Below are 24,321 nucleotides of genomic sequence, written 5' to 3' on the forward strand. Positions count from 1 at the left end.
ATTACTCTTACATGAATTGGAAGGAGGGGTTCAGTTGAAGAATCATCCGGATTACCAACAGGAGTTGGAACGTTTGACCTTCACAACGACGTACATGGATTCCGTCATTGCCGCACAAGAACTTGACCAGGAATCGATGCAGAAGCGTCAGGAACAGCAAGTGGCATCTCTTGATTTCAAGGATAGTAGTTTAAAGTATCAAGACATGCTGACCCACGCGAATTTCATGAAAATGTCAAAGGAGCAATTAGAGAATCTAAAGAAACTTCGAAAGAAACCCTACTTCGCACGCATTAACTTCCAACGTAAAGACCGACCATCAGAAACGTTCTACATCGGTAAGGTATCCCTATTTGACCGTGAGACACAGTCTCCCATTATCTTAGATTGGCGTTCGCCCTTAGCGAATGTGTACTACGAAGGGCGCTTAGGAGAAGTGAGTTATGAAGCCCATGGTGAAACTTACGAAGGTCACGTCTCATTAAAGCGGCAATATACAATCGAAGAAAGCGAACTCATCGACTTTCGTGATATTGATTTAACGACGAAGGATGAGATGCTTCAGCAATCATTGGACAAAAATGCGGACCACCGCCTATCTGAAATTGTGGCAACGATTCAAGAGGAACAAAACGAGGTCATTCGTGCCAACTTACGGAAGCCAATCGTTGTCCAAGGGGCAGCAGGGAGCGGGAAGACGACCATCGCTCTTCATCGAGTTTCCTATTTCCTCTACACGATGCGGGATGTGTTTCAACCAGAAGAGATGCTCATTCTTGCTCCGAACCGGTTGTTTATTGATTATATGAAAGAAGTGCTTCCTGAACTTGGGGTGGAGAAGTCTCATCAAACGACATTTACTGATTTCGTTCAGAAGGTGACGAACCATTCATTCAGTATACGCAATCAACATGACTTGCTCACTTCCATATTAGAGGGGAGCGGAAATGGGATTGAACTACAAATTGCAGAGTGGAAAGGATCCAAACGGTTCAAAGAACTGATGGATCAATATATTATATCGCTTAAACAATCCTTCTTAGTCGAGGAGGATGTGTACATTGGCGAATTCCGAATCAAGCAAGGAAAGAAACTAAAGCAGCTCTTCTTAGAAGAATATGCGTACATGCCATTCTATAAACGCAAGGAAAAAATACGGCAGCTTCTTATGCACGAAGTACGGAATAAGAAGAAAATTATTCTTCAGAAAGTGGCGAAGAAGTACGATGATGAATTAGACCGAGCGTTATATGGCATTAAAGATGCGGAGAAGCGGCGTAGAAGAGTTTCCTTCCTCATGGATCAGAAAGAGCAGAAACTCGTTGATTTAGAGAGGGAAGCAAAGTCAGCTGTCTCTCGTTACATGCGTCTCTATCCGAATAAGAAGCTAACCGCATATTATAAAGGGCTATTTGAATCTGAGGTATATACGGAACATACAACCTTATCCCTCCAAGAGAAAGAAAGGTTCAGAATGTATATGAAGGGGCGCTTCAAGAAACATGAATTAGATGCAGATGATTTAGGAGCACTCTTGTATCTCCAGACCCACTTATATGGTATCGACCCAGATTACAAGGCGAAGAAAGTGGTCATCGATGAAGCGCAGGATTACTCCTACATGGAGTTTGCTAGCTTAAAGCGTGCCCTAAACACCGAGCTGTTCACCATTGTAGGAGACCTTGCACAGGGCATCTATCATTACCGAGGGTTGAAAGAATGGACACCGCTTCTTGAAGACCTCTTTACTCAACCGAGCTATCAGACGTTGCAGAAGACTTACCGAACCACTGTCGAAATCATGACACTAGCGAACGATGTGCTCGCTCAAATGAATGCGAATCTGCCTCAAGCAGAACCGGTCGTACGACACGGTTCAATCCCTTCTTTTCTGTCTTTAGAACCTGGCTATGAGGCGAAGATGGAGGCTGAGTGGAATTCGCTCAAGCAAGAAGGATTTAAAAGTATCGCCATTATTGGTAAGACGCTTGAGGAATGCCGATTCGTCTACACCCATTTAACAGAAGAACTAGGTGACAAGTTTCAGCTAATCGAAGGAAACGAAGTGATCGACCCAAATGCGATTGCCATTATGCCTGTCTATTTGTCTAAAGGGTTAGAGTTTGATGTGGTTTGGCTTCTTTCCATAAATGAATCTTATGAGGCAACGGAACTTGATGAGAAACTCCTTTATGTGGCCATGACTCGTCCGCTTCATAAGCTTTATCTTGTGGGTGCTACTTTAGAGTCCTTTATGCTTAACCATGTTCATCAAGACCACTATACACATTTTACGCCCAGATGAGACATCTGGGCTATCTTTCGTTAATGGCAAGCATGACACATGAATGACGCCCTTCTGATTGTGTATGATTGAAATAAGGATCATCTGGGAAATTTACATAGAAGAAGTGACCATGAAAAAAGGAGTTCTGAACATGAAAGCGATGGCAATTAATGAAGCTGGTAGTCTAGACAACTTATCTTTAACTGAGGTGCGTGAACCAGAACCAAATGGGGATGAATTACGCGTTCGAATGTATGCTACAGGGCTAAATCCTGTTGATTATAAATTAGTAGAAGGTGGCCATCCGGAATGGTCCTATCCCCATGTCCCAGGGCTCGACGGTGCAGGAATTGTTGATGCTGTTGGGAGTGAAGTAGAAGACGTCCATGTCGGCGATCGTGTTCTGTTTCACTGAGATTTGCGAGCACAAGGGACACTCGCTCCTTATACCATTACGAAAGCACATACGGTAAGTAAGATTCCTGAAGAAATTAGTTTCGTGGATGCAGCTGCATTACCGTGTGCAGGCTATACGGCCTATGAAGCCTTATATAAGAAGATGAAGATTGTGCCTGACCGTACCATCCTCATTCACGGCGGTTCTGGAGGGGTAGGTGGCTTTGCCATTCAACTTGCCAAACATGTGGGACTGCAGGTGATTACAACAGCGTCGAAAGAAAATCATGATTTCGTTCGCTCCCTTGGTGCTGATGAGGTGATTGATTATAAACAAGGAATGGTGAACGACCACGTGCTATCGTGGACAAATGGTAGGGGTGTCGATTATATTCTTGACACCGTTAGCTCTCAGAATGCGACTGATTCCATGTCTGTGCTTTCCTACCATGGTGAAATTGTGACGATTCCTGGACGAGTGGACCTAAATTCGGTCGCACCATTTACCATTGCTCCCTCGGTTCATGAAGTTGCACTTGGAGCCATTCATGCGTATGGGAGCAAAGAAGACCAAAAAAGCTTGCGACGAATGGGGAGCGTTATGCTGGAGCTTGTTCGAGATGGCAAGCTAGACCCAATGGTTGAGCGTGTCATTTCCTTAGAGGAAGCAGCACAAGGCATGAAGGATATGAAGGAAAATCGCTTTAGAGGAAAGCTAGTTGTCTCCATTGAGGAGGAATAGGAACCCCTATCGCTTGCTTCCATAATTGAGGAAGAATAGGATAAAGGTGTACGAACATTGAAAGGAGCGATGAATATGAACTTATCTTCTACAGCAACCTTGCACAATGGTGTTGGAATGCCATGGGTTGGACTAGGTGTTTACAAGGTAGACAGCGGTGCAGAAGGAGCGGAAATTGTACAAACTGCGCTAAACGTTGGCTACAGAAGCATCGATACTGCCTCGTTCTATGATAATGAGGAGAGCGTGGGACAAGCCCTGAAAGCGACAAACGTTCCTAGGGAAGAATTGTTTGTGACGACGAAGGTGTGGAACAACGAACAAGGCTATGAGGAGACGTTAGCTGCCTTTGACCGTAGCATGGAGAAACTAGGCCTTGACTATTTAGACCTTTACTTAATTCACTGGCCTGTTCCGGGTAAATTTAAAGACACATGGAAAGCACTTGAGAAGCTTTACAAGGATGGGAGAGTTAAGGCTATTGGTGTTAGTAACTTTGAGCCTCATCATCTAGAAGAACTTCTTGAAGTTGCTGAAATAACCCCAATGGTTAACCAAATCGAAATGCATCCACAATTAAATCAGAAACATATTCGTTATTATTGTGCACAGCACACCATTCAAGTAGTAGCGTGGTCCCCAATTGGAAGAGGTCGCTTCTTCGAGAATGAAACGATTCAGCGTTTAGCTAAAGCCTATGATAAATCGCCAGCTCAGGTTATCCTTCGGTGGGAATATCAGCACGGGGTCATTACAATCCCGAAGTCTGCTAAGGAACATCGTCAGAAGGAGAACGGGGATGTGTTTGACTTTAGTTTGACCCAAGAAGAAATGAATGAGATTGATTCCCTTCATACGGGAGAGCGCATTGGTGCTCACCCAGATGAATTTGATTATGAAAGTACGATGTAAGTAAGGTTAATCATGTAGAAACACCCAGAGCATTTGTTCTGGGTGTTTTTGTATTTCGTGTAAGTGGATTGTTCAAATGATACTGCTGAATTAGGAACTTCGAAAGACGCTCCGCCTGATAAGGAAATCAGAAGACACTTCGAGGTGGCAGATGGCAATTGTGGGAACTTCTAAGTTTGCCGTAGGAGAGCGAGCATCAGATTTATTTTTACTAAGTCATCACCACTCTTAATCCGTAATACCATGACGAATGACTTTTACTTGTACGTTGAAGTTTACTTCTATATTGGGATAGAGCTCATGCCAATCTTTACTATCTACACTTTGTTGGCCTACCTTCTCTTGGTAAGTGTTACCGAATCCAAAGGGATCAGATTTCATTTTTTGTGTTTTTTGAAGAAGTTGTTCCATCTGAAATTCAATGCTTTTAGAGATTTGTTCTTCTAGTATTTTGATGACTTCAGGGTTCTCAAGACTCACATTCTCCGATAGCTCTAAGATTCGGGCTGTAAGATTCACCTTAGCGGAGAATGAAGGAGTGTCTACATTCGTTAATTCTATATTGGTTTGACTTTTGATTTCATCTAAATCCATATATAGAAATTCTCTCGTTTGTTGATTCGCTTCGTGGCGAATATAATCTTTGATTTCCCTAGTTGGAATTGCGATTTCTAAATGTCCGGATTGATACCTGCCTTGTAAGAGCTTAAGAAAGAATCCTTCTTTCGCTGTAATTTGCCCGACCATTTTCTCATCTCGAAAGAGCGCTAAATTCATCACTGTAGCTTTCGAATTTTCAAGCTTTATCATCGGAAGGACGGGGTCTTTCCCATCTGAATAGACGTTTGATACAAAGTGATGAAGGGTTGCTTGAGGAATTTTCTCTTCTTGTATATTCTTCTGAATGAGCGTATACAAATAGTTTCCAACGTTCGGTGCATCCTCAAAGTTATTTGTATTCATGACTTCGTTGGCAGATGTTTCTGAGACAGCTAGGTAAAGCATGTCTGCAATCGCTGCATCCCGTATCATTGTATCGGTTACCCTCATCACGCCTTCTTCTGCCATTTCCTTTCCATAGACAACAAGTCGCAATTGTCCTGATACGAGTTCTTTACTCGATTTAAGTGAAGCATCTTGCATAAGTCCTTTAGAGGTTTTAGCTCGACTTACGATAATTTGAGAAATGTTTGTCGCATTGGGGTCGAATTGGAAGAGTACCATTGTACCTTCTAGCCATCCTTCTTCCAGGAGGTCATACCCGACTACCGTCACAATTCCAAGTTTCTCAATATATTTTCGGTCTACACATGCTGTTAATAGAACGAGGATGCACAGCACGGCGATAATTTTTCTCATGGTGAGCCTCCTTTAGAAGCTTTACGACGTTGTACTCGTTTCTTAATTAGTACAATAGGAAGAAGGATGACCGGATAGATGAAAGCAATAACTGACCCGATCTTAGCCGTCCAGTCTGTTAGCATATTAATATCCATTCGGTATTCAAATAGATTTACCACGATGTAAGCGATGATGGCAAAGGCATATACGGACTTCTTTTGTTTAAATTGGAATAACCGCTTCCCACCAGATGTCATTGCCCATAAGATGAGGATGAGGTTAGGCAGAATGACCATAAGCCATAGGCCAACAGCGACGAAATCAAAGCGTTCAAGAACTGAGAATTTAATAATCTTGAACATAGCAAGCGTCGCCCAAATCATCGTTTCAAGCTGATCGCCGCTAAAATAGCCAATCGACACAAAGGTTACGATGAAGATTAAGAAGGTGGTGAACGCTACGGCTAGCTGGGAGGAGAGCCATACCCATTTCTTGTTGTCGATATATGGGTAAAGGAAGAACAGAAACTCGAAGCCGAGTACGGTAAATCCAGTTTGAATGGCGCCTAACCAAAGTTCGGATAGCCCACTTTCAAAGAGTGGCATATAATGTTCCCAGTGAATGAGCGTAGCTGGTCGATACACCATGAAGATGAGCCACACCGTCGCAAAGAAGAAGATAAATGAAACTCCAGTTGCAACTCGTAATCCGCCTAATACGGCATAGACACATAGTGAGATTAAAATAAAGCTAATGGCAAAAGTCGACATCTTAGGGAAGATGTAAACCCGCACGATTTCAGTATAGTTGAGCAACACACTTAGAAAGAGGAGCATCAAATAGCCAATGTAAAGGATGCCTAGAAATTTCCCAACCCACTTCCCAAACAGGTCTTGTTGAATACCGAAGATGTCGGCATTTTCGTATTGCTTTAATATGACAATCATAATAGCGACAACAATGTGCATGGCAATCCCTGCAATTAATACTGAAATCCACGCACTTTGTTTCGCCTCGCGATATACAACGGCTGGGACGCCCATAATCCCTGCCCCCGTCTGAACCGTATGGATTAGGAAGAATAAGTAGAAAACTCCAACCGTCTTACCTTTACGAACATCAAGGTTTACTTTCATCACTATCCCTACTCATCAATATCTTTTTTCTCGAGAGCTTTGGCTCTAGAGAATCGCTTGATTTCTTGAGGTTCATTGGAATATGGTCTTCTGCTTGCCCATGGCCATGGGAGACGGAATATGGAACTTCGTAGGTCGACTAAAGTTAATGGATATAAAGGAACTAAGAATGGGCGACCTAATGATGTGAGCTTTAGCAGGTGGATAATCAGGAAGCTAAGCCCATACATAATTCCGAGAAGCCCCCATAACCCTGACAATAGAATCATCGGAAAGCGAATGACACGAATGGCAGTCCCCATTAAATAACTCGGGGCAGTAAAGGAAGCAAGTGCACTCAAGGCAATCACGATGATGAGAATGTTACTCGTAAATCCAGCTTTAACAGCTGCTTGCCCAATTACAACTCCTCCTACAATCCCCATCGTCTGACCTACCTTAGTGGGTAGCCTAGCCCCAGCCTCACGGAGCAGTTCAATTAATAGCTCAAGGAGCAAGGCTTCTAGTACGGGCGGGAATGGGACGTTTGCCCTCGACTTCCCCAACGATACGAGTAGAGAGGATGGAACGACTTCATAATGATAGGTTAGCGCAGCCACATAGGCAGGGGTTAACGTAATTGAAATCATCATTGCGAATAAGCGTAAAATTCTAATGAACGTCCCCATGTTCCAACGCATATAAATGTCCTCTGTCGACTCAAAGAAGCTGAATAGAGATGTTGGTCCAATAAGTACGTTCGGGCTTTTGTCTACCATGATGCCCACTTTCCCTTTCTTGATTGCATAAAGAAAGCGGTCGGGGAGCTCAGTGGTCAAGAGTTGTGGGAAGATACTTGAGGATTTATCCTCAATAAGCTGCCCAAGGACGTTCGCATCCATGGCATCATCGACCTCTAAATCTTCAATACGCTGCCGAATGGTATTCACATTCTCCTTGTTTGCAAGGTTATCTAGATAGATCACACGGACCTCAGTTGAAATCATCTTACCAACCGTCAGTTTCTCCATCTTTAAGTCAGGACTATCAATCCCCCAGCGAACAATATTTAAGTTGGTTACGAGTGATTCGTTGAATGCGATTTGGGGACCGAATACAAGAGATTCATTTTCTGCTGCGCCTACTTGTCTCGATTTTAATTCTGGTATGAGAAACGTTACAGCTTCTTCATCCCCCTCGACATATAGACAGCAATGTCCTTTACATAAGATTTCTGCTATTTTATTGGAATCGCTTTGGTTCTCACCGGTGCCAATCGGAATTTCGTTCATGATTCGGTTATGATCCCAAGGTTTTTGAGAATTTAACAATGTACGAAGGATCATAGAATTTAGTTGATCCTTGTTGATTTGATAGGTGAAATATGTGATGAGCACTCGCCTGTTAGCTATGGTGAAATCCTGAAGATGAAGGTCAGGATTATGGTGGAGTGCTGTTTTGATCGTTTCCTTAAATTCTTCAATTGTACAAGGAAAGCTACTGCTGGTTTGAGTTGTCGTTTTGGTGGACTTTTTTCTTCGCACGACCATCATCCTAACGTATAGATTACGGTTAGTATGAGATGAATCTCAGTATTTTATGAAAGGCAATCGATAGAGAGAAGAGACTCTTGGCTACATACATAGTGGAAGAAATCGAGATGCATACTAAGTGAAATACAGGTGCAAAGGGAGTCTGCCATGGGGATGCAGTTAATTGAAGCCTATATACCAAATAATCATTTCGAATCGGTAGATGAGAAGTTACGAGAACACGCCTACACGTCTTATTTCACTTCAAATGAGTCCAGTGAACGTGTGCTTGTACGTATTCTCGTTGATACGGATGAAGTAGAGAATATTCTTAATTACTTAGAGAGTGTATCAAATGTGGTGGATGGGTTTGAAACGATTCTATTGCCCGTGCAGACCTATCTCTCAAGAGAAACTGTAAACGAACAATCCTCTGAACAAAATGAGGAAGAGACAGAAGACGAACAAACCATTCTCTTAAGAGCGAGTCGTCAGGAGCTTATGTCAACAGTTGAGACGAACAGTCATGCGACAGTCAATTATACGTGGCTTATTTTCCTTTCTTCCATCGTCGCGACCATGGGATTTATTAAAGATAGTGATGCAGTTGTGATTGGCGCAATGGTAATTGCTCCTTTAATCGGTCCTGTTATTTCTATGGCGTTCTCTGCGATATTAGGTGATTATCGCTTGATGGGGAAGGCTGCGCTTACGGCATTTATCGGAGTAGGACTAGTGATTGTCGTGTCATTTATCTTTAACTTTATGTTCGAGATCAACACAGATACAAAGCAATACATAGCCAGAACAGAAGTGACGTGGTCAGACTTCTTTCTTGCCTTAGCAGCCGGAGGAGCTGGGTCTATTGCAACCCTGAATCGGAAAGCAGGGAACCTCGTTGGTGTGATGGTGGCCGTGGCGCTTGTGCCTCCAAATACAGCGCTTGGTATGGCACTTGGGAATGCAAGTTGGAATGATGCATATGGAGCTTTCTTGCTCATTGTTGTGAACATCTCATGTATTCTACTTTCGGCAGTTATTGTCTTTTCCTTAAGTGGAATCCGTCCTGTTAAGTGGCAGGAAGTCCAGCGTGCGCATGTTTCTCGTTCCCTCTCCATCGTGTTCGTATTGCTCATTGTCGGAGTGTTAATGGCGGTAATCTTCTTAGGCCAAGATATTAAATCTATGTAAAGGGTAGACAGACCGCCTTCTCATAAGAGGGGATGAATGTCGGATTGAACGGATGGATATTGGTGCAGAAGGGTTTCCATTCTACTATCACCGACCAATTGCTCGGAGAGGGCTCGCTTATTTCTAGAGCTTACTGGTCTACAACGTACAGTCGAGCATAGAATAAAAAAGATTGAAAAAGATGTGAATGTTGTATTGCAATAATTTTTTGAAAATTATATAATCGAACCATTAAGAAGAAGGGAGGTTACGACCATGATGAAGACACGATTGATTGCCATGAATCGAATAAAGGTTGTGACCTCCTTTTCTTCTGCGATCGTGTAATTCGTTACATATACGTTCGTTGGGTTGGGAGAAGTAGGTCGCAAGGGGTAGATGTGACCTGCCATAGAGTGCGCACACGTCTTAGACGTGTGCGCTTTTTTTTTTGTGGATATGAGGCCTTTGGCTTTATATAAATCATTTAATCTTAAGGAGGAGAAGAGAATGAACAATGTTGTGACACGTTTGAAAGAAAAGGTAGGAGCCAGTGCAGAAGGTGGATAGGTAAGTAAAGAAACGGGGGGATGAACATGTTTTCAGTTCTAGGGAAATTGGGATGGTTCTTTAAAGAACATAAGAAACGGTACTTACTTGCTGTAATTGCTCTCATCATAGCCAGCTTTATTGATATCTTGCCACCAAAGCTTGTAGGGATTGCCATTGATGAAATTCAGTTCAACACGATGACGGAGGAACGATTGTGGGAATTGATTGGAATTTATGGAATCTTACTCGTGAGCAGTTATGTCATTTCATATTATTGGGGAAGGCAGCTCTTTGGAGGAGCATTCTTATTGGAACGTACAATGAGAACAAAGCTCATGAAGCATTTTCTTTCGATGAAGCCGTCATTCTTTGGGCGATTTCGTACGGGGGATTTAATGGCCCGTGCTACGAACGACTTGAAGTCTATATCAATGACATCGGGCTTTGGAATCTTAACTCTCGTTGATTCTACATTCTTTATGATTATGATTATTGGGGTGATGTCGCTCACGATTAGTTGGAAGTTGACGCTTGCTTCTTTATTGCCACTTCCAATTATGGCGCTTCTCATGAACCGATATGGAAAGACCATTCATGAGAAATTCACGAAAGCACAAGATGCATTTGGGGAGATGAACAATGATGTCCTTGAATCAATCCGTGGCGTTCGGGTCATTCGTGCCTTTGTTCAAGAAAAGCAAGATGAAGAACGTTTCAGTGCCATGACAGAAGATGTGTACGACAAGAACATTGAAGTGGCAAAGATTGATGCCATGTTCGAACCGACCATCAAAATATTAGTCGGCCTGTCATACACGATTGGTCTTGGATATGGAGCACATCTCGTATTTACAAATGCGATGACGCTTGGTCAATTGGTGTCGTTCAACGTGTATCTCGGTATGTTGATTTGGCCTATGTTCGCAGTCGGCGAATTAATTAACGTGATGCAGCGAGGAAATGCGTCGTTAGACCGAGTCAATGAAACGTTGTCTATTGTTTCAGACGTCCAAGAACCGACAAAGCCGAAGCAGGTGCTAATTCCAGAGCGCATTGTATTTAAAGGGGTTACCTTCCAATATCCTGACACAGCTAGGCCACAATTACGTGCAGTCGACCTTGTGGTAGAGCGTGGAGAAACAATTGGTGTAATTGGGAAGACCGGTTCAGGGAAGACAACATTGTTCCGTCAATTGTTGAGAGAGTACTCAGGGATGTCTGGTCAGTTAATCATCAATGATGTACCGATTGAAGAGTTGGCGTTTGAAGCAACGAGAGGATGGATTGGATATGTCCCGCAAGATCAAATCCTGTTCTCAAAGACAGTCCGAGAGAACATTCAATTTGGTGATTCGAACGCTTCTGATGAGAAGATCAATCGAATTCTTCAATTGGCTTATTTGAAAGATGATATCGACCATTTACCTGAAGGGCTTGATACAAAGGTAGGCGAAAGTGGGATTACGTTATCAGGTGGACAGAAGCAACGCGTTTCGCTAGCGCGTGCCCTTATTATGGAACCTGAAATCCTTATTCTCGACGATTCCATGAGTGCAGTAGATGGAAAGACAGAAGCCAACATTATCAAGCATTTGAAACAAGAACGAAATGAGAAAACAACGTTTATCTCGACACACCGGTTATCGGCGGTCCAGCATGCTGATCAAATCATTGTCCTTGAAGATGGAGTGATTGTAGAGCGTGGTACACACGAAGAATTGGTGGCTAGCGGCCAGTGGTATGCCTCTCAATTTGAACTTCAGCAAATGGAACGGCAAGGAAGTGAATGAAGATGAAGAAATCAACTGAACGACGTCTAGTAGACTATGCATGGATGTATAAGCGAACAATCTTAATTGGGTTACTTTGTTTAACGTTTGCGGTGGCTTTAGAACTCACTGGGCCGTTTATCGCAAAGCGGATGATTGATGAACATATCCTCGGGATTGAAGCTACTTGGGTTCAAGTAGAAGGAGCAGAAAGTCGCTATGCTGTTGACTTCCGAGGAGAAACGTATGTAAGAGAGGACCGTATGGATGCGTCAATGGAGAGAGTGGGGGAAGCAAGTATCGTCCAAACCGGGCGGACGTACTACTTCACGGATGAAACAGTCCCCTTTGAAGGGCAGAAGTCGTATGAAGATGGGGTCCTGGCCATTGACACTGGGGACGAGATAGTGGAAGCTGAAGCGACTCCGCTTGGCTTAAATGAACTTTATTCGTTCTTTGCACCAGAAACACGTTCCATTGTGTGGCTTCTTGGTCTCTATTTCGTTCTGCTACTCTTTTCAGCAGTCTTTCAGTACGCAGAGACCTTTCTGTTGCAGAAGTCTTCCAATCGTATTATTCAAAGGATGCGAAGCGATGTATTTAATAAGATACAGAAACTCCCTGTTTCTTATTTCAATGACCGGCCAGCAGGTAAGATTGTGGCACGGGTTACGAATGATACAGAAGCCATCCGTGAGCTATACGTGAAGGTGCTCGCTACCTTCTTTACAAGCGCCATTTATATGGCAGGCATTTACGTAGCTTTATTTCTGTTGGACCCGCGCCTCGCTTCGTTCTGTCTTCTATTAATTCCAATCCTATTTATCTGGATGAAGGTGTATAAGAAGATGGCAGGCTCATACAATGAAACGATTCGTTCTACAAATAGCGATTTAAATGGGAATATCAATGAAGCCGTTCACGGGATGTCCATCATTCAAGCCTTTCGGAAAGAGGACCAAACAACGGAGGAGTTTGAGGAACTGAATACGAAGCATTTTACGTATCAACGTAAATTACTAAACTTGAATTCCCTTACTTCCTTTAACCTTGTAAATTTATTACGCAATGTTACGTTCGTAGGATTCATTTGGTATTATGGTGGCTCGTCAATTGGTGTAGGGTCCATCGTATCAATAGGGTTACTTTATGCGTTTGTCGATTATTTGAATCGTCTCTTTCAACCCGTCACTGATGTGGTGAATCAACTTGCCCAACTGGAACAAGCACGTGTTGCCGCAACACGTGTATTCGAACTAATGGATGAACAGGCAGAAGAAGATGACCACTCGTCTATTCCAAGGTACAAAGGGGACATCGTATTTAATCACGTTTCCTTTGCATATGAAGAGGACCATTACGTCCTAAAGGACATCCATTTCCATGCCAAAGAAGGTCAGACTGTGGCATTCGTCGGCCATACCGGTTCAGGAAAGAGCTCAATTATGAACCTGCTATTTCGTTTCTATGATCCTCAACTGGGAGAGATTCTTATTGATGGACAACGAACCGTCGATTTGTCTCGTCAACAAGTACGAAGCCACATGGGGATTGTATTACAGGATCCGTTCTTATTCACTGGAACCATTCTATCTAACGTTACGATGAACGACCCTCGTATTTCGCGTGAACAGGGTATTGCGGCATTGAAGAAGGTTGGGGCTGACCGCTTCATAGAGAAGCTGCCTAAAGGCTATGACGAGCCTGTAAAAGAGAAGGGGAGCACTTTATCAGCAGGGGAACGTCAGCTATTGTCCTTTGCAAGAGCCCTTGCGTTTGACCCGGCTATTTTAATCCTCGATGAAGCAACTGCGAATATTGATACAGAAACAGAGAAGCTCATTCAAGATGCGCTTCAAGTCTTGAAGGAAGGCCGAACAACGCTAGTCATTGCGCATCGACTTTCAACCATTCAACAAGCAGACCAGATACTTGTCCTCGACCACGGTGTACTGAAAGAAACAGGTACCCATGAAGAACTTATTAAGGAAGAAGGCATTTATCACAGCATGTATAAGATGCAGCAGGGGAAACTGGAAGAAGCCGCAATTTCATAGCATAATACAGGGAGGTGCAACGTGCATCTACCTTTTTTTGTTTAGGGAAGGAGGATACGCATGGAACGTGATCAAGAGAATCAAAATGAGCATGAAGAGGTCCAACACCACTCATCTGACTCTGACTTAATTGAAGAATTTGATGATGAGGAAATGCGAGAAATGCTGTATGGAAATCGTGAAGCAACAGAAAAGCAGCCGAATAAAGAGTCGAAGCGACCGTTCCCGAAGTGGATCTTCTATTTTATTGCGGCCGCAATGGCGTTAAACGTAATAGCTGTACTTCCAAAGACTTTCTCAATTCCCGCAATTGAATTTCTTGGTACGTCTGCTCAGCTGTTAACAAATGAATCTATAGATCAATATCAGGAATCTGTCGTTGTGATTGAAGTAGGTGAAGCAAGGGGGACAGGGTTTTCCATTTCAGAAGATGGTTATGTTCTAACGAATGAGCACGTAGTCGATGAACAGGGACCGATCACGGTAGCCTTCCCAAATGAAGGGTTGTATTCAGGTGAAGTGGTTGAACGTTTCCCAGATGTTGATTTAGCCCTCCTTAAAGTAGAGGCAGAAGAAACGTTACCGTTCCTAACTTTAGCAGAAGAAACTTCATTCACCCCTGAAGAGCACGTCTATTTCATCGGCAACCCATTGAGGTTTCAGGGAATTGCCAATGAAGGAGAGGTCATAGGGTATACGGAAGTCCAAGATAAAGAGCGACCGATGTTGATGCTCGATGCTCCAGTTTATAAAGGGAATAGTGGAAGTCCGGTTATTAATAAGAATGATGAGGTCATCGGGGTCATCTACGCTACTCTTCAAACCGAGGAGTATGGAAAAGTCGGCTTAGCTTCTCCCATTTCTTATTTCCATGAAAAAATGGAAGAAGTGGACCGAGAATACTAATTATTCACTAGATTGTTGTAAGATTGGATAAGGATAGTATTGGAACAGCTGGGCTGCGTGCAATACGTTTAAACTCATACGTTGAACTTGGTTAACGATAAATTCTGTTTCATAATAGTCCCCGTTGTCATATTCATCTGAGCACCGGTCGAACAAGGCATCTGCATGAGGAGGTATGGTGAATCCAAGTACAGACAAGCGATAAAGAATCGATTGCGCTGCTAGACGGGTACCGTCATAGCCACCGCCAGAAATAATGGTACCTCCTACCTTGTTGTCAAAGATTGATTCTCCACGTGGGGTAGAAACAGATTGATATTCATTTAAGCGCTCCAACACAAGAGAAGCAATGCTGCTCTTTTCTCCGACGGAAACCGGAGAACCGAGTATAAGGATTTGGGACTCTTTAATCTTACGTAAGACAAAGTCGAAGTCGTCTTCTGTAGAAGTATGATCAGCAGGAGTGCCTAATGTAAGCGTAAGATCACGAAGGTGAATTCGCTCAGTATCAATTTCTTCTTTACGGAGAATGTTTGTTGATTCTTGTAGCAGCTTCTCCGTTTCTTGGTCATCTATACTTTTATGCGGACTGCAATTTAATAGTAAAGCTTTCATTTGTGCGATCTCCTCTCTGATAGGATACTTATGTGTTCCTTTAATATTCCCCGTCTAAACTTGGACGTATACTTGTTTGAGAAAATGAGAGGTCGGGAAATTCACCAACACGAAGTGCTTACGGATGGAGGGATTTTATGCTTCATTTAGCGAGCGATTTGGAACACTATCATCTTCAAGCATCCGATGGAGAAATCGGAAACGTACAGGACCTTTACTTTGATTGGACTCATTGGACCGTGCGCTACGTTGTTGTAGATACTAGAAAATGGCTACCAGGGAAGAAGGTTATACTCTCTCCCTATGTATTTCATACCGTAGTTCAAGAAGAAGAAACGCTTTATATGACAAAGAGTAAAGGTAGTATTCAAGAGCTACCATCTGTGGAAGCGCAAATTAAGAGTACGGACTCAGACGACGTTTCTTATGCGCCGTACGACCATGCTCGATTCCATCGAGACGAGCAGGATGGATGGAATCGGAACAATCGGATGCAGAGTGTGAATGAACTTTCTTTCGATTCTTTCCCGTTCTACACGGAAGAAGGAGAAAGGGTTGGTACGATTACAGATGTACTAATAGAGAATAAGACGTGGGATATTCGTTATTTGGTTGTTAGAACGGAGTCTACGTTCCAGCAGTCGTATATTCTCGTGTCTCCAGAATGGCTCTTTCAACGTGAAATGGAAGAAATGGGGGTCTTTTATCTCAATATGAATAAAGAGACGCTTGAGAAGGTACCGAGCTATGATGGGGAGTCAAATGTGCCGCGATCATATGAAGAACAGCTTTATAACGCTTGTCATATGCCAAAATATTGGCAGTAATCCAAGTGTTGGATTAGGAGCCTTGCTACAGAAATGGTAGCAAGGCTCTTTTTTTATGGGGATAAAGGCGCTAGGTACAAACTATCAATCTTCCAACTTGTCCAGGATATGGTCGAGATATCCCCTAGATTCGAGTTGGAATCTGTTGTATGATACCCATATTGAACAGGCTTCCAAGCCCGTCATGATAGGAAAAACATGACTTAAATATGACAAGCAATGAAATTGTTTTGTAACAGAAATGAAAAAAAGTAACGAAAAACACCCATAAATTGATCAACCAAGACGAAACTTTTATTAGCTGGAGGTGATAGAGGTTGATCAGACGTCTGTTTCACCACAAGCACAAAGAAAATAATATAGAAGAGTTGATTGAAGCTGCCCAAGCTGGAGATGAAGAGATACAAAATCAACTTCTCTCTCAATATCAACCTTTTATCGCCAAAAGTGTATCGGAAGTATGTAAACGATATATTGACTCATCTAAAGATGATGAGTTTAGCATTGGCCTAATGGCTTTTCATGAGGCCATACAATCCTACTCAAAGGATAAAGGAAGCTCTTTCCTATCTTTCGCGAAACTGGTTGTAAAGCGAAAAGTCATTGATTATATTCGCTATGAACAGAATCATGTTGTCACTGCGTCACTTGATGATGAGCACGATGATGAACAGCTTGAGAATCCTCAGGAGATTCAAGCTGCAAAGGACCGTTTCGAGAAGGAGTCTCAGAACTGGCAACGAAAAACAGAAATTGAAGATTATAATGAGAAGCTACAAGAGTTCAAGCTCTCTTTCTCAGAGTTAAGTGAAGTCGCACCGAAACACCGGGACGCACGTGAATCCGCCATTTCAGTAGCGCGCGTTATTTATGAGGACGAACTATTGCTTCAATTTGTTCAAACAAAGAAGAAGTTGCCGATTAAAGACTTATCTACGAAAGTATCGGTTAGCAAGAAGACGCTTGAGAGAAATCGTAAGTTTATTCTAGCGATTGTTATTCTTATGAGTGAGGACTATGTGTATCTAAAGGAATATGTGAAGGGGGTGTAGCTGTGAAAAAAGGGATCGTGATGGAGCTCGGTAAAAGCCATATGGTCGTGATGAGCCAAAGCGGAACCTTTTATAAAGCTGAGCGATATGCCCATGTAGACGTAGGAGAAGAGGTCTCCTTCCAACCTATAGAAAGACCTCTTATTCGAACTGGCACTTCGCTCTTTCGCACGATGGCACGTGTAGCTGCCGTTATGCTCGTCTTCTTTGTCGCACTTATACCATTCTGGATTTATCCGAAGGAAGCGTATGCCTACGTCAATATCGAAATGAACCCAAGTATCGAGTTGGAGCTGAATAAGGATATGAACGTGATTGGCTTGTCCGCTCTCAATGAAGAAGGACGAAAAGTCATTCAGAAGCTCTCTAACTGGAAAGGCAGCTCTGTTGCTGAAGTAGCTGAACGTCTAATCCGTGAAAGTCATAATCAAGGGTACATTGGAGATGGAAGTAACGTCATGATTGGTGTCAGTTATTCTGCCTCGGAAGAAGAGGACGCTTCATTTACCGCATCGATTGATGAACAGATTGATCGTCAATTCGATTCCTTAACGGTTGCGACATTTGAAGTACCAACAACAGTTCGAGACAAAGCGAAAAAGCAACACGTGTCTATGAACCAGCTTTATGCTTCTCGTTACTTATTACATGAACGCAAAGAGCGGCCTATGAAAACGTTCAGTCCTTCTGAATGGAAAGCGTTCCAGGCTTTCTACCATTCAGAGTAAGGCCCTTAAGAAGACTCGTCTTTATTTAATACATCTATTTTACGGTCACCTGCTATTTGAGCAGGTGTATTTTTTTTTGCACATTGAAGCTTTTCACTGAAGCGCTTTCGGGTACACTATAATAAAAAGGGGAGATTACTATGGGTCAATCACTTGGGGTACAAGATGGAAAGCTTGCTCCTTGTCCATCTTCACCAAACTGTGTATCCACACAAGCTACGGATGAAGAAAAGCAAATGGCACCACTCTCATTTAAAGGGAGCTTGGCTGAAACAAGAAGCGTGTTAAAGGAACTTATTGAGGAGTATTCTGATACGAAGATTGAGACAGAGGAAGAGCAGTATATTCATGCAACCTTTAAGACGAAATTGCTTCGTTTCACGGATGACGTAGAATTTTATTTGGACGAGGATGCTGAAGTCGTCCATTTCCGATCAGCCTCCCGGACAGGTTACTCAGACCTTGGGAAGAACCGAAAGCGTATGGAGGAACTTCGTAAGTTATATAACGAGAAGTAGTCTTTTCTCATTCGAGGAAAGACTTTTTTACATTTTTAGGATGATTCGAGTTTACAGTGGGGGAATAGAGGTATATTCTTAATCGAGTGAGAGAATTTTTGAATCTATGAAACTTTTGTCTAAGATGTGACGTAGAAGAAAACAGAAACTTACATTTATACCAGAAGGGGAGAGTAAATTGGCAGAGCAAGCGAAAAAGAAAAATATGAAGACATGGATCATCGTACTTGTCACTGTACTTATCGTTGGAGGAGGGGGCGCAACGGCATTTGGCCTTCTACTTAACAACAGTCCTATGGCCGTGTACACAGAAGCCCAAATCAACACGTTAGAGGACCAGGAAGAACGAATGGAAGACTATAACAAGAATGCAAGAAGTATTGCAGAGCGTACGTTGGAAGAGGATTACGGCGTAGATGGCTCACTCTCCATGAACGTCAATGCGAAGGGTGGAGAAGCTGCTCAATCTCCGAACTTAATGCTAGTGAAAAGTATTCTATCTGGCATTGAGCTAAATTACGAGCAGAAAACTAAGTATGAGACAAAAGAAATTTATGGCGGCTTTGACTTGCAAATGCAAGGGCAGTCCTTAGGTAGCGCCAATTTCTATCAAGACGAAACCAATACATCGTTCCAAGCACCATTCTTGTACGACCAATACTTAACGTTTGAAAACGATCGGTTTAAAGAATTGATCGAGCGCACAGGCGAGTCCGCAGAAGGAATGGAGACATTTCCGAATTTTGTAGACTCTATGCAAGCAAGTCTAGAACCTGAGGAAGCGAATGAAATTCTAAAGGATTACGTCGAGACGATTGCAGAACAACTCGGGGAAGACCAATTCTCCATGGAAGATGGAGTTGAATTTGAAGGGGAATCCTACAAGAAAGTAACGTTAGATGTAAGTGAGGAAAAATCCCAAGAACTGATTACAGCTGTACTAGAGCAACTGAAAGAAGACGAACGTGTCAAAGAAATTCTTGAGACACAAGCGAATCTAAATGGATTACCGTCTGAAGAAATACAATTTGCAACATCTGTTCAAGAGGCAATTGATAACGTAGACCAAATCAAGCTTCCTGAAGGAATTAAGATGGAAGCCTATATTAAAGATGAAATCATCGAACATCAGCTATTGATGATGACGATTGGCGATGAAGAAAGTCAAGGCGAGATTTCCATGCAGTTTGATTATCTTCCAGATGGCGAAGAACGCTATGAGAAGGCACTAACGTTAGATGTTACCTCCCAACCTGATGAGGCGAGTTTCCAATTGAATTATAGCGAGACAGGGAATGCTTCTGGTGAGGACCTGAAAGTGGATTATACATTTGGAACAACGATTGAAGATTCAACTATGGAGCAGCCAGTTAAATTGGAAGGTACGGCGAATGCGGTGTATCGCGAGAACTCCGTAGAAGCCCAGTTCAACGTTGACCTAGGTGAATTATCTGGTCAAGCAGCTGTCGCATCTCCACAGTTCTCCGGAACTTATAAACAAGAAACGACAGAAGAAGATGACACATTTAAACAAGATATTGAACTAGGAATTGAAGCGGGCATTGAGGACCCAACTCTTGGGAACCAGAACTTTGAAGTTACGTTTAACGTAAATCAAGATGTAGCCTTTGGTGGAGACTTATCCTTCCCTGATACTGAAGGAGCTGTCAACCTTGCGGATGCTACAGATGAAGAACTACAGCAACTCGCTCAAGAAATAGAAATGAACTTCCAGTCTCATGTGGGTCAATTCATGGGCGGATTCGGTGGATTCTAAGCCGATATCAAGGAGGCATTATAAATGAATCGAGTTATGCTTTGGTTCATGGAATGGAGGGCGACCGTACGACGGCCGTCCTCTCTTTTTTTAGCATTTGTGTTCCCTCTTCTCTTTGCAGGTGTCGTGTTCACCGCAGGTTCAGCTTACCTCGAACACAATGGGGAAGAACCAATCATTGTTGGGGTCGTTGACGATGATGATACATATGAAACGAAGGCGCTTCTCAATCAATTAAGCCAAGAGGGTGCGTTAAATCAAGTACTTTCGTTTCAGGAGGAAGACTCTGAACAAACTGCCACACAGCGTGTGAAAGCAGGTGATTATACAGGGATCATCGTGATAAGAGAAGGATTTACCGATTCGTTAAGAAGTGGAGACAATGACCCGATTGTCGTGAAAACGTCTACGAAACACCCGATCCAGTCAGAGATGCTGAAGCTCTTGCTTAAGGGGGGAGAAGGCTATGTAACAGCAGCCCAAGGTGCCGTCAACACGGTCTACCATTTTCATTTAAAGCAGCTGGGTGGGGATGAACGTTCCTCACAAGTTCAAAAATGGATTGCTTCTTTTACTTTGTTCGCCCTTTCTAGAAATCAAGCTTTTGATCAGGAAACGTTATCCACGAGCGGCCAGGTTCCGTGGGATGTGCATGCCTATGCTGGAGGCTTTCTAACGTTATGGGCGCTCACACTACTACTCCTGCAATGGTCGTTCAGTAAGCGGTTGTGGGGACCGTTGCAACAACGCCAGCGAGTGATGGGCTATACATTGCCGTATCGAGTGCTCCATCAACTTATACATTATGCCTTTTGGGTGTTGCTACTTATTTGGACGTATATCGTCGGACTCTTTGTGTTTACGAGCAACACGATTTATTGGGGAACGGCGATTGGAAGTAGTTTACTGATTTCGCTTACGTTCGCATCACTTATCGTGTTCTTTGAAATCTGCATTCCCCACGAATTCGTTCGAACAACGGTTGTCACAGCTTTTTTCCTCTCGGGTTTACTCATGAGTGGCGTATGGATTCCAAGCCTCTATTTGCCTGAGTGGACAAGCTTTATAGAGGGGATGCTGCCACTTTCATCGATGTATAGCGGGATTGTCCAAATGCTGAGTAAGCATGGAGAGCTAGAATGGATGCAGCTTGGCGGCTGGACAATTAGTCTGCTACTCCTTACATCCATCATTGCAAGAGGGAGGGAGCGGCATGATGCGTACCTATCTTCAGCTTCATTGGGCTAGGTGGAAACGAGCGCCTTTCCTTAGCTTGTTGCTCTTCTGTCTTCCTCTCTTCTTGTTGTTCGGGAGTTTCTTAGGTGCATCTCAAACGACCACGGATGCAACGGTTCCGATTGGTTGGGTTGACTTAGATGATTCTGATTTCAGTAAGCGGGTATATACGGAAGTAAAGAAAGCAGAGCGCGTAACGCTTGTCTCCCTTAGAGAAGAGGAAGCGGAGAGAGCGGTGCAAAGAGGAGATGTAGAAGCGGCTTTTATACTAAAGGAAGGATTTGCAACAAGGCTTCGGGAAGGCGAAATAAATGACGTGTTCACATGGCTTAGGTCAGAACGTTCCCGCTTGGATGTCTTTGTGAAAGAGAAGATTGGCGAAGAAATGATGAGGATTGCCTTGGAGGAAAAAGCCATCTCCGTATTGAATGGTTATAAAGTTGATGCAACCGAAAGAGAGGTATCTCGTTGGTACAATCAGTACTTTGAGCCAGAGCCTTTATTTCAAATGGAGTTTTCTCAAGTGGATCGTCCATATGAAGACCGTTCTTCCGCTGTACAATCTTCGCTCATCCGTTCTATATTAGTCGCATACACACTGCTTTATTTCCTCTACTTACTTCGGTTCTTTACATTGGACAAGCATAAAGGGAGATTTATGCGCATATCCATAATGTCTAGAGTACCTTCCTATTATGGATGGAACTGCGCCTTTTTCGTAGTCTGTGGACTGCTGTTCTACGTTGTTGGTGATTACATAGGACAAGCGCTTGGGCTAATTAAGGGGAGTTCGATTTCTCATTATATTACCCTCGTTCTCCTCATGTTGCTTTTCTTTATTGTGTTGCTTATTGGAAGGAAGCGTGTTGCCGTGCTTGTGGTGCTCGCAGTTAGTGTGGGAGCTTTATTTGTAGGTAGTCTCCTCCTACAGTATGGAATGGTGTCCATTCCATAGATCGAGAGTGACAGGGAATGAAAGGGGTCATAGCGATGATCAACGTGAAGGATGTACAAAAGTCATACGGAAGAAAAGAAGTGATTCACCCGATGTCATTTACGATAGAGAAGGGGCAGTCAATCGGAATTATTGGTCCAAATGGAGCGGGAAAATCCACATTGTTGAAGATGCTTGCGACCATTGAGAAGCCGGATAGTGGTCAAATTTCGTATCGAAAAAAGCCGTATGCAAAGGTCGTCAAGAAGATACGAAAGGAAATGGCTTATGTCCCTCAAGATATTGCTCTTTATGAAGAATTAAAAGTGAGTGAACAGCTTCAATATTGGAAACGATTGTCCATGAAGAAAGGAACAACAGATTACTTAAATCAAATGATTGAAACGCTTGGCTTGCAGAAAGTGTGGAACACAAGAATTGACCGGTTATCGGGTGGGTGGAAGCGGAAAGTGAATCTAGCCGTCGGGCTGTTGAATCAACCTTCCATCATCCTTCTCGATGAACCAACTGCAGGCGTCGACATTGCTGCAAGACAAGATATGTTGAACTGGCTTCACCAGTTACACGAACAAGGGGTAACCATTATTCAAATCAGTCATGATATTGATGATGTGACGCGTTTAAGTGACGACTTGTTGTTAGTTGTAGAGGGTCGTGTCGGGTTTTATGGTTCAAAGGAACAATTGCCTGAGTATACCTCCGACATTCTAGAGAGGTTCCCTGACGAAGCTGATTTACCAAGCATACTCGATTATTTCAAACAGAAAGCCGCTTACCCGTACGGATAAGCGGCTGTTATTAGTCTCATGAAGAAATGTGCTTCGATTCCATTAAGAAGCTATAGGTTTCTCGGTGTGAACCATTGCAGCACACGTTCGCTGTAGCTTGATTTTTGCTACATGCTTATGTTGTGCGCAATTGACCTATTTATGAATGGAATGATTACACATTAGAGGGAACGGATAATACCGCCTTCAACACGTTGCATGTTGCCGTTGATTGCAGATGCTTGCTGAGAAGCAAGGAAGACAACGGTGCTTGCTACTTCTTCTACTGTACCAAAGCGTTGAATGAGTGAAGTTGGTTCATTTGCTTTAAAGTAGTTCTCAGTAAAGCTTTCAAGTTCTTCACCTGCATCTTCTGCGGCACCTTTCATAAAGCCTTCAACGCCTTCTGTCCATGTTGGGCCTGGAAGGACCGCATTAACCGTTACGTTCGTGCCTTTCGTACGCTCAGCAAGACCACGTGTAAGAGCGTTCACAGCACCTTTCGTTGTAGAGTACGCAATCATCGGTGCAATAGGCTTCACGCCTGCTTCACTTGAGATATTGATGATACGACCTGCATCACGTTCAAGCATCTTCGGTAGATAGTGGCTAGATAGACGGACCACGCTCATGATGTTCGTTTGGAAATAGTTCATCCATTCCTCTTCTGTAATCTCTTCAATTTGCTTAACCTCGAACCAAGCTGTGTTGTTTACAAGCACATCTAACGTACCAAGGTCATCTACTGCTTTAATCATCTTGTCAGCACCCTCAGGAGAAGAGAGGTCAGCTGCGACTCCGTGAACCTCACCAAATTCAGTTAGCTCTTTCACGATGCCATCTACTTTTTCTTGTGTGCGGCCATTCACAATTACGCGCGCACCTTCATTTAGAAATGTTTTAGCTGTTTCTTTCCCAATTCCTTGTGTAGAGCCTGTAACTAGCACAAGTTTATTCTTAAGTTTAAAGTCCATATTCATCATCCTTGTTGTCATCATATTTGTATCATGCATCGGTAATCGTATAGCAGAACGGATGGTTGAAGCAATTATGATGCTTGTATGTGT

Annotated in this window: 22 protein-coding genes; 16 read left to right on the forward strand and 6 right to left on the reverse strand. The window is 43.1% G+C overall.

The window, feature by feature from the left end; all coding sequences use genetic code 11:
• The first annotated feature begins 34 nt into the window (after positions 1-34).
• The 4 genes from helD to H513_RS0113205 all read left to right on the forward strand — a co-directional run bounded on the left by helD (position 35) and on the right by H513_RS0113205 (position 4,337).
• A complete protein-coding gene (gene helD / locus H513_RS0113195) occupies positions 35-2,305 on the forward strand; it encodes an RNA polymerase recycling motor HelD (RefSeq protein ID WP_036770326.1) in 2,271 nt (756 codons plus the stop codon).
• 133 nt (positions 2,306-2,438) lie between these two features.
• The gene (locus H513_RS20935; protein ID WP_051239977.1) at positions 2,439-2,702 is read left to right on the forward strand and encodes an alcohol dehydrogenase catalytic domain-containing protein; all 264 of its coding nucleotides are present in this window, start codon (positions 2,439-2,441) and stop codon (positions 2,700-2,702) included.
• A 3-nt stretch (positions 2,703-2,705) separates the two neighbouring features.
• On the forward strand, positions 2,706-3,425 hold the full coding sequence (locus tag H513_RS20235; RefSeq protein WP_051239979.1) for a zinc-binding dehydrogenase: 720 nt from the start codon (positions 2,706-2,708) through the stop codon (positions 3,423-3,425).
• Positions 3,426-3,494: 69 nt separating this feature from the next.
• Positions 3,495-4,337, forward strand: a complete 843-nt coding sequence (locus H513_RS0113205) for an aldo/keto reductase (RefSeq protein ID WP_026801167.1) — start codon at positions 3,495-3,497, stop codon at positions 4,335-4,337.
• A gap of 228 nt (positions 4,338-4,565) precedes the next feature.
• On the opposite strand, the gene H513_RS0113210 is transcribed toward H513_RS0113205, so the two are convergent.
• Genes H513_RS0113210 through H513_RS0113220 form a run of 3 tightly spaced genes read right to left on the reverse strand, consistent with a single transcriptional unit; the run spans position 4,566 to position 8,343 of the window.
• The gene (locus H513_RS0113210; protein WP_026801168.1) at positions 4,566-5,696 is read right to left on the reverse strand and encodes a Ger(x)C family spore germination protein; all 1,131 of its coding nucleotides are present in this window, start codon (positions 5,694-5,696) and stop codon (positions 4,566-4,568) included.
• Positions 5,693-6,814 (reverse strand): GerAB/ArcD/ProY family transporter, encoded by a 1,122-nt coding sequence (locus tag H513_RS0113215; protein ID WP_026801169.1) that lies wholly within the window; start codon positions 6,812-6,814, stop codon positions 5,693-5,695. The genes H513_RS0113210 and H513_RS0113215 overlap by 4 nt, the downstream gene beginning before the upstream one ends.
• Positions 6,815-6,822: 8 nt before the next feature.
• Entirely contained in the window at positions 6,823-8,343 is a 1,521-nt protein-coding gene (locus H513_RS0113220) for a spore germination protein (protein ID WP_081658285.1), read from the reverse strand.
• Positions 8,344-8,493: 150 nt separating this feature from the next.
• Between H513_RS0113220 and H513_RS0113225 the strand changes: the two genes are divergently transcribed.
• Positions 8,494-9,516: a TIGR00341 family protein gene (locus tag H513_RS0113225; protein ID WP_036770329.1), complete on the forward strand. Its 1,023-nt coding sequence runs from the start codon at positions 8,494-8,496 to the stop codon at positions 9,514-9,516.
• Positions 9,517-9,731: 215 nt separating this feature from the next.
• Here H513_RS0113225 and H513_RS21810 read toward each other — a convergent pair whose 3' ends face one another.
• Complete coding sequence (locus H513_RS21810) at positions 9,732-9,908, reverse strand: hypothetical protein (protein WP_156111454.1); 177 nt, start codon at positions 9,906-9,908, stop codon at positions 9,732-9,734.
• Between the two features lie 183 nt (positions 9,909-10,091).
• Here H513_RS21810 and H513_RS0113230 point away from each other — a divergent pair, with 183 nt between their 5' ends.
• The 3 genes from H513_RS0113230 to H513_RS0113240 are packed head-to-tail and all read left to right on the forward strand — an operon-like array spanning position 10,092 to position 14,779.
• Positions 10,092-11,837 carry an ABC transporter ATP-binding protein gene (locus H513_RS0113230; RefSeq protein ID WP_026801172.1) on the forward strand — a complete coding sequence of 582 codons (1,746 nt, stop codon included), beginning with the start codon at positions 10,092-10,094 and terminating at the stop codon, positions 11,835-11,837.
• Positions 11,838-11,839: 2 nt separating this feature from the next.
• On the forward strand, positions 11,840-13,873 hold the full coding sequence (locus H513_RS0113235) for an ABC transporter ATP-binding protein (protein ID WP_026801173.1): 2,034 nt from the start codon (positions 11,840-11,842) through the stop codon (positions 13,871-13,873).
• 60 nt (positions 13,874-13,933) lie between these two features.
• The gene (locus tag H513_RS0113240) at positions 13,934-14,779 is read left to right on the forward strand and encodes a S1 family peptidase (RefSeq protein ID WP_026801174.1); all 846 of its coding nucleotides are present in this window, start codon (positions 13,934-13,936) and stop codon (positions 14,777-14,779) included.
• Here the strand turns inward: H513_RS0113240 and H513_RS0113245 are convergent, their stop codons facing one another.
• On the reverse strand, positions 14,780-15,394 hold the full coding sequence (locus tag H513_RS0113245) for a flavodoxin family protein (RefSeq protein ID WP_026801175.1): 615 nt from the start codon (positions 15,392-15,394) through the stop codon (positions 14,780-14,782). It lies immediately after the preceding gene.
• A gap of 137 nt (positions 15,395-15,531) precedes the next feature.
• Between H513_RS0113245 and H513_RS20940 the strand changes: the two genes are divergently transcribed.
• From H513_RS20940 to H513_RS20245, 8 genes are all read left to right on the forward strand, one after another.
• Positions 15,532-16,221: a PRC-barrel domain-containing protein gene (locus H513_RS20940; protein WP_026801176.1), complete on the forward strand. Its 690-nt coding sequence runs from the start codon at positions 15,532-15,534 to the stop codon at positions 16,219-16,221.
• 317 nt (positions 16,222-16,538) lie between these two features.
• Positions 16,539-17,273 (forward strand): RNA polymerase sigma-I factor, encoded by a 735-nt coding sequence (sigI, locus tag H513_RS0113260; protein ID WP_026801177.1) that lies wholly within the window; start codon positions 16,539-16,541, stop codon positions 17,271-17,273.
• A 2-nt stretch (positions 17,274-17,275) separates the two neighbouring features.
• The gene (locus tag H513_RS0113265; protein WP_026801178.1) at positions 17,276-18,001 is read left to right on the forward strand and encodes an anti-sigma-I factor RsgI family protein; all 726 of its coding nucleotides are present in this window, start codon (positions 17,276-17,278) and stop codon (positions 17,999-18,001) included.
• Between the two features lie 140 nt (positions 18,002-18,141).
• Positions 18,142-18,519: a DUF1499 domain-containing protein gene (locus tag H513_RS0113270; protein ID WP_026801179.1), complete on the forward strand. Its 378-nt coding sequence runs from the start codon at positions 18,142-18,144 to the stop codon at positions 18,517-18,519.
• A 205-nt stretch (positions 18,520-18,724) separates the two neighbouring features.
• On the forward strand, positions 18,725-20,296 hold the full coding sequence (locus H513_RS0113275; protein WP_156111455.1) for a DUF6583 family protein: 1,572 nt from the start codon (positions 18,725-18,727) through the stop codon (positions 20,294-20,296).
• A gap of 24 nt (positions 20,297-20,320) precedes the next feature.
• Positions 20,321-21,544, forward strand: coding sequence for an ABC transporter permease (locus tag H513_RS0113280; protein WP_026801181.1), 1,224 nt, complete (start codon positions 20,321-20,323; stop codon positions 21,542-21,544).
• Complete coding sequence (locus tag H513_RS0113285; protein WP_026801182.1) at positions 21,510-22,487, forward strand: ABC transporter permease; 978 nt, start codon at positions 21,510-21,512, stop codon at positions 22,485-22,487. The genes H513_RS0113280 and H513_RS0113285 overlap by 35 nt, the downstream gene beginning before the upstream one ends.
• Positions 22,488-22,504: 17 nt before the next feature.
• A complete protein-coding gene (locus tag H513_RS20245; protein WP_081658286.1) occupies positions 22,505-23,275 on the forward strand; it encodes an ABC transporter ATP-binding protein in 771 nt (256 codons plus the stop codon).
• 161 nt (positions 23,276-23,436) lie between these two features.
• Here H513_RS20245 and H513_RS0113295 read toward each other — a convergent pair whose 3' ends face one another.
• On the reverse strand, positions 23,437-24,228 hold the full coding sequence (locus H513_RS0113295) for an SDR family NAD(P)-dependent oxidoreductase (RefSeq protein WP_026801183.1): 792 nt from the start codon (positions 24,226-24,228) through the stop codon (positions 23,437-23,439).
• Positions 24,229-24,321: the final 93 nt, after the last annotated feature.

Source organism: Pontibacillus halophilus JSM 076056 = DSM 19796, assembly GCF_000425205.1.
Classification (GTDB): domain Bacteria; phylum Bacillota; class Bacilli; order Bacillales; family BH030062; genus Pontibacillus_A; species Pontibacillus_A halophilus.

Coding starts and splice junctions, on each gene's coding strand:
- H513_RS0113210 (WP_026801168.1), bottom strand. CDS start 5,696: ATGAGAAAAATTATCGCCGTGCTGTGCATCCTCGTTCTATTAACAGCA.
- H513_RS0113225 (WP_036770329.1), top strand. CDS start 8,494: ATGGGGATGCAGTTAATTGAAGCCTATATACCAAATAATCATTTCGAA.
- H513_RS21810 (WP_156111454.1), bottom strand. CDS start 9,908: ATGGCAGGTCACATCTACCCCTTGCGACCTACTTCTCCCAACCCAACG.
- H513_RS0113270 (WP_026801179.1), top strand. CDS start 18,142: ATGGGTCAATCACTTGGGGTACAAGATGGAAAGCTTGCTCCTTGTCCA.
- H513_RS20245 (WP_081658286.1), top strand. CDS start 22,505: ATGAAAGGGGTCATAGCGATGATCAACGTGAAGGATGTACAAAAGTCA.
- H513_RS0113245 (WP_026801175.1), bottom strand. CDS start 15,394: ATGAAAGCTTTACTATTAAATTGCAGTCCGCATAAAAGTATAGATGAC.
- H513_RS20935 (WP_051239977.1), top strand. CDS start 2,439: ATGAAAGCGATGGCAATTAATGAAGCTGGTAGTCTAGACAACTTATCT.
- H513_RS0113295 (WP_026801183.1), bottom strand. CDS start 24,228: ATGGACTTTAAACTTAAGAATAAACTTGTGCTAGTTACAGGCTCTACA.
- H513_RS0113280 (WP_026801181.1), top strand. CDS start 20,321: ATGAATCGAGTTATGCTTTGGTTCATGGAATGGAGGGCGACCGTACGA.
- H513_RS20940 (WP_026801176.1), top strand. CDS start 15,532: ATGCTTCATTTAGCGAGCGATTTGGAACACTATCATCTTCAAGCATCC.
- H513_RS0113215 (WP_026801169.1), bottom strand. CDS start 6,814: ATGAAAGTAAACCTTGATGTTCGTAAAGGTAAGACGGTTGGAGTTTTC.
- H513_RS0113205 (WP_026801167.1), top strand. CDS start 3,495: ATGAATATGAACTTATCTTCTACAGCAACCTTGCACAATGGTGTTGGA.
- H513_RS0113275 (WP_156111455.1), top strand. CDS start 18,725: ATGAAGACATGGATCATCGTACTTGTCACTGTACTTATCGTTGGAGGA.
- H513_RS0113230 (WP_026801172.1), top strand. CDS start 10,092: ATGTTTTCAGTTCTAGGGAAATTGGGATGGTTCTTTAAAGAACATAAG.
- H513_RS0113240 (WP_026801174.1), top strand. CDS start 13,934: ATGGAACGTGATCAAGAGAATCAAAATGAGCATGAAGAGGTCCAACAC.
- H513_RS0113220 (WP_081658285.1), bottom strand. CDS start 8,343: ATGGTCGTGCGAAGAAAAAAGTCCACCAAAACGACAACTCAAACCAGC.
- H513_RS0113285 (WP_026801182.1), top strand. CDS start 21,510: ATGATGCGTACCTATCTTCAGCTTCATTGGGCTAGGTGGAAACGAGCG.
- H513_RS0113235 (WP_026801173.1), top strand. CDS start 11,840: ATGAAGAAATCAACTGAACGACGTCTAGTAGACTATGCATGGATGTAT.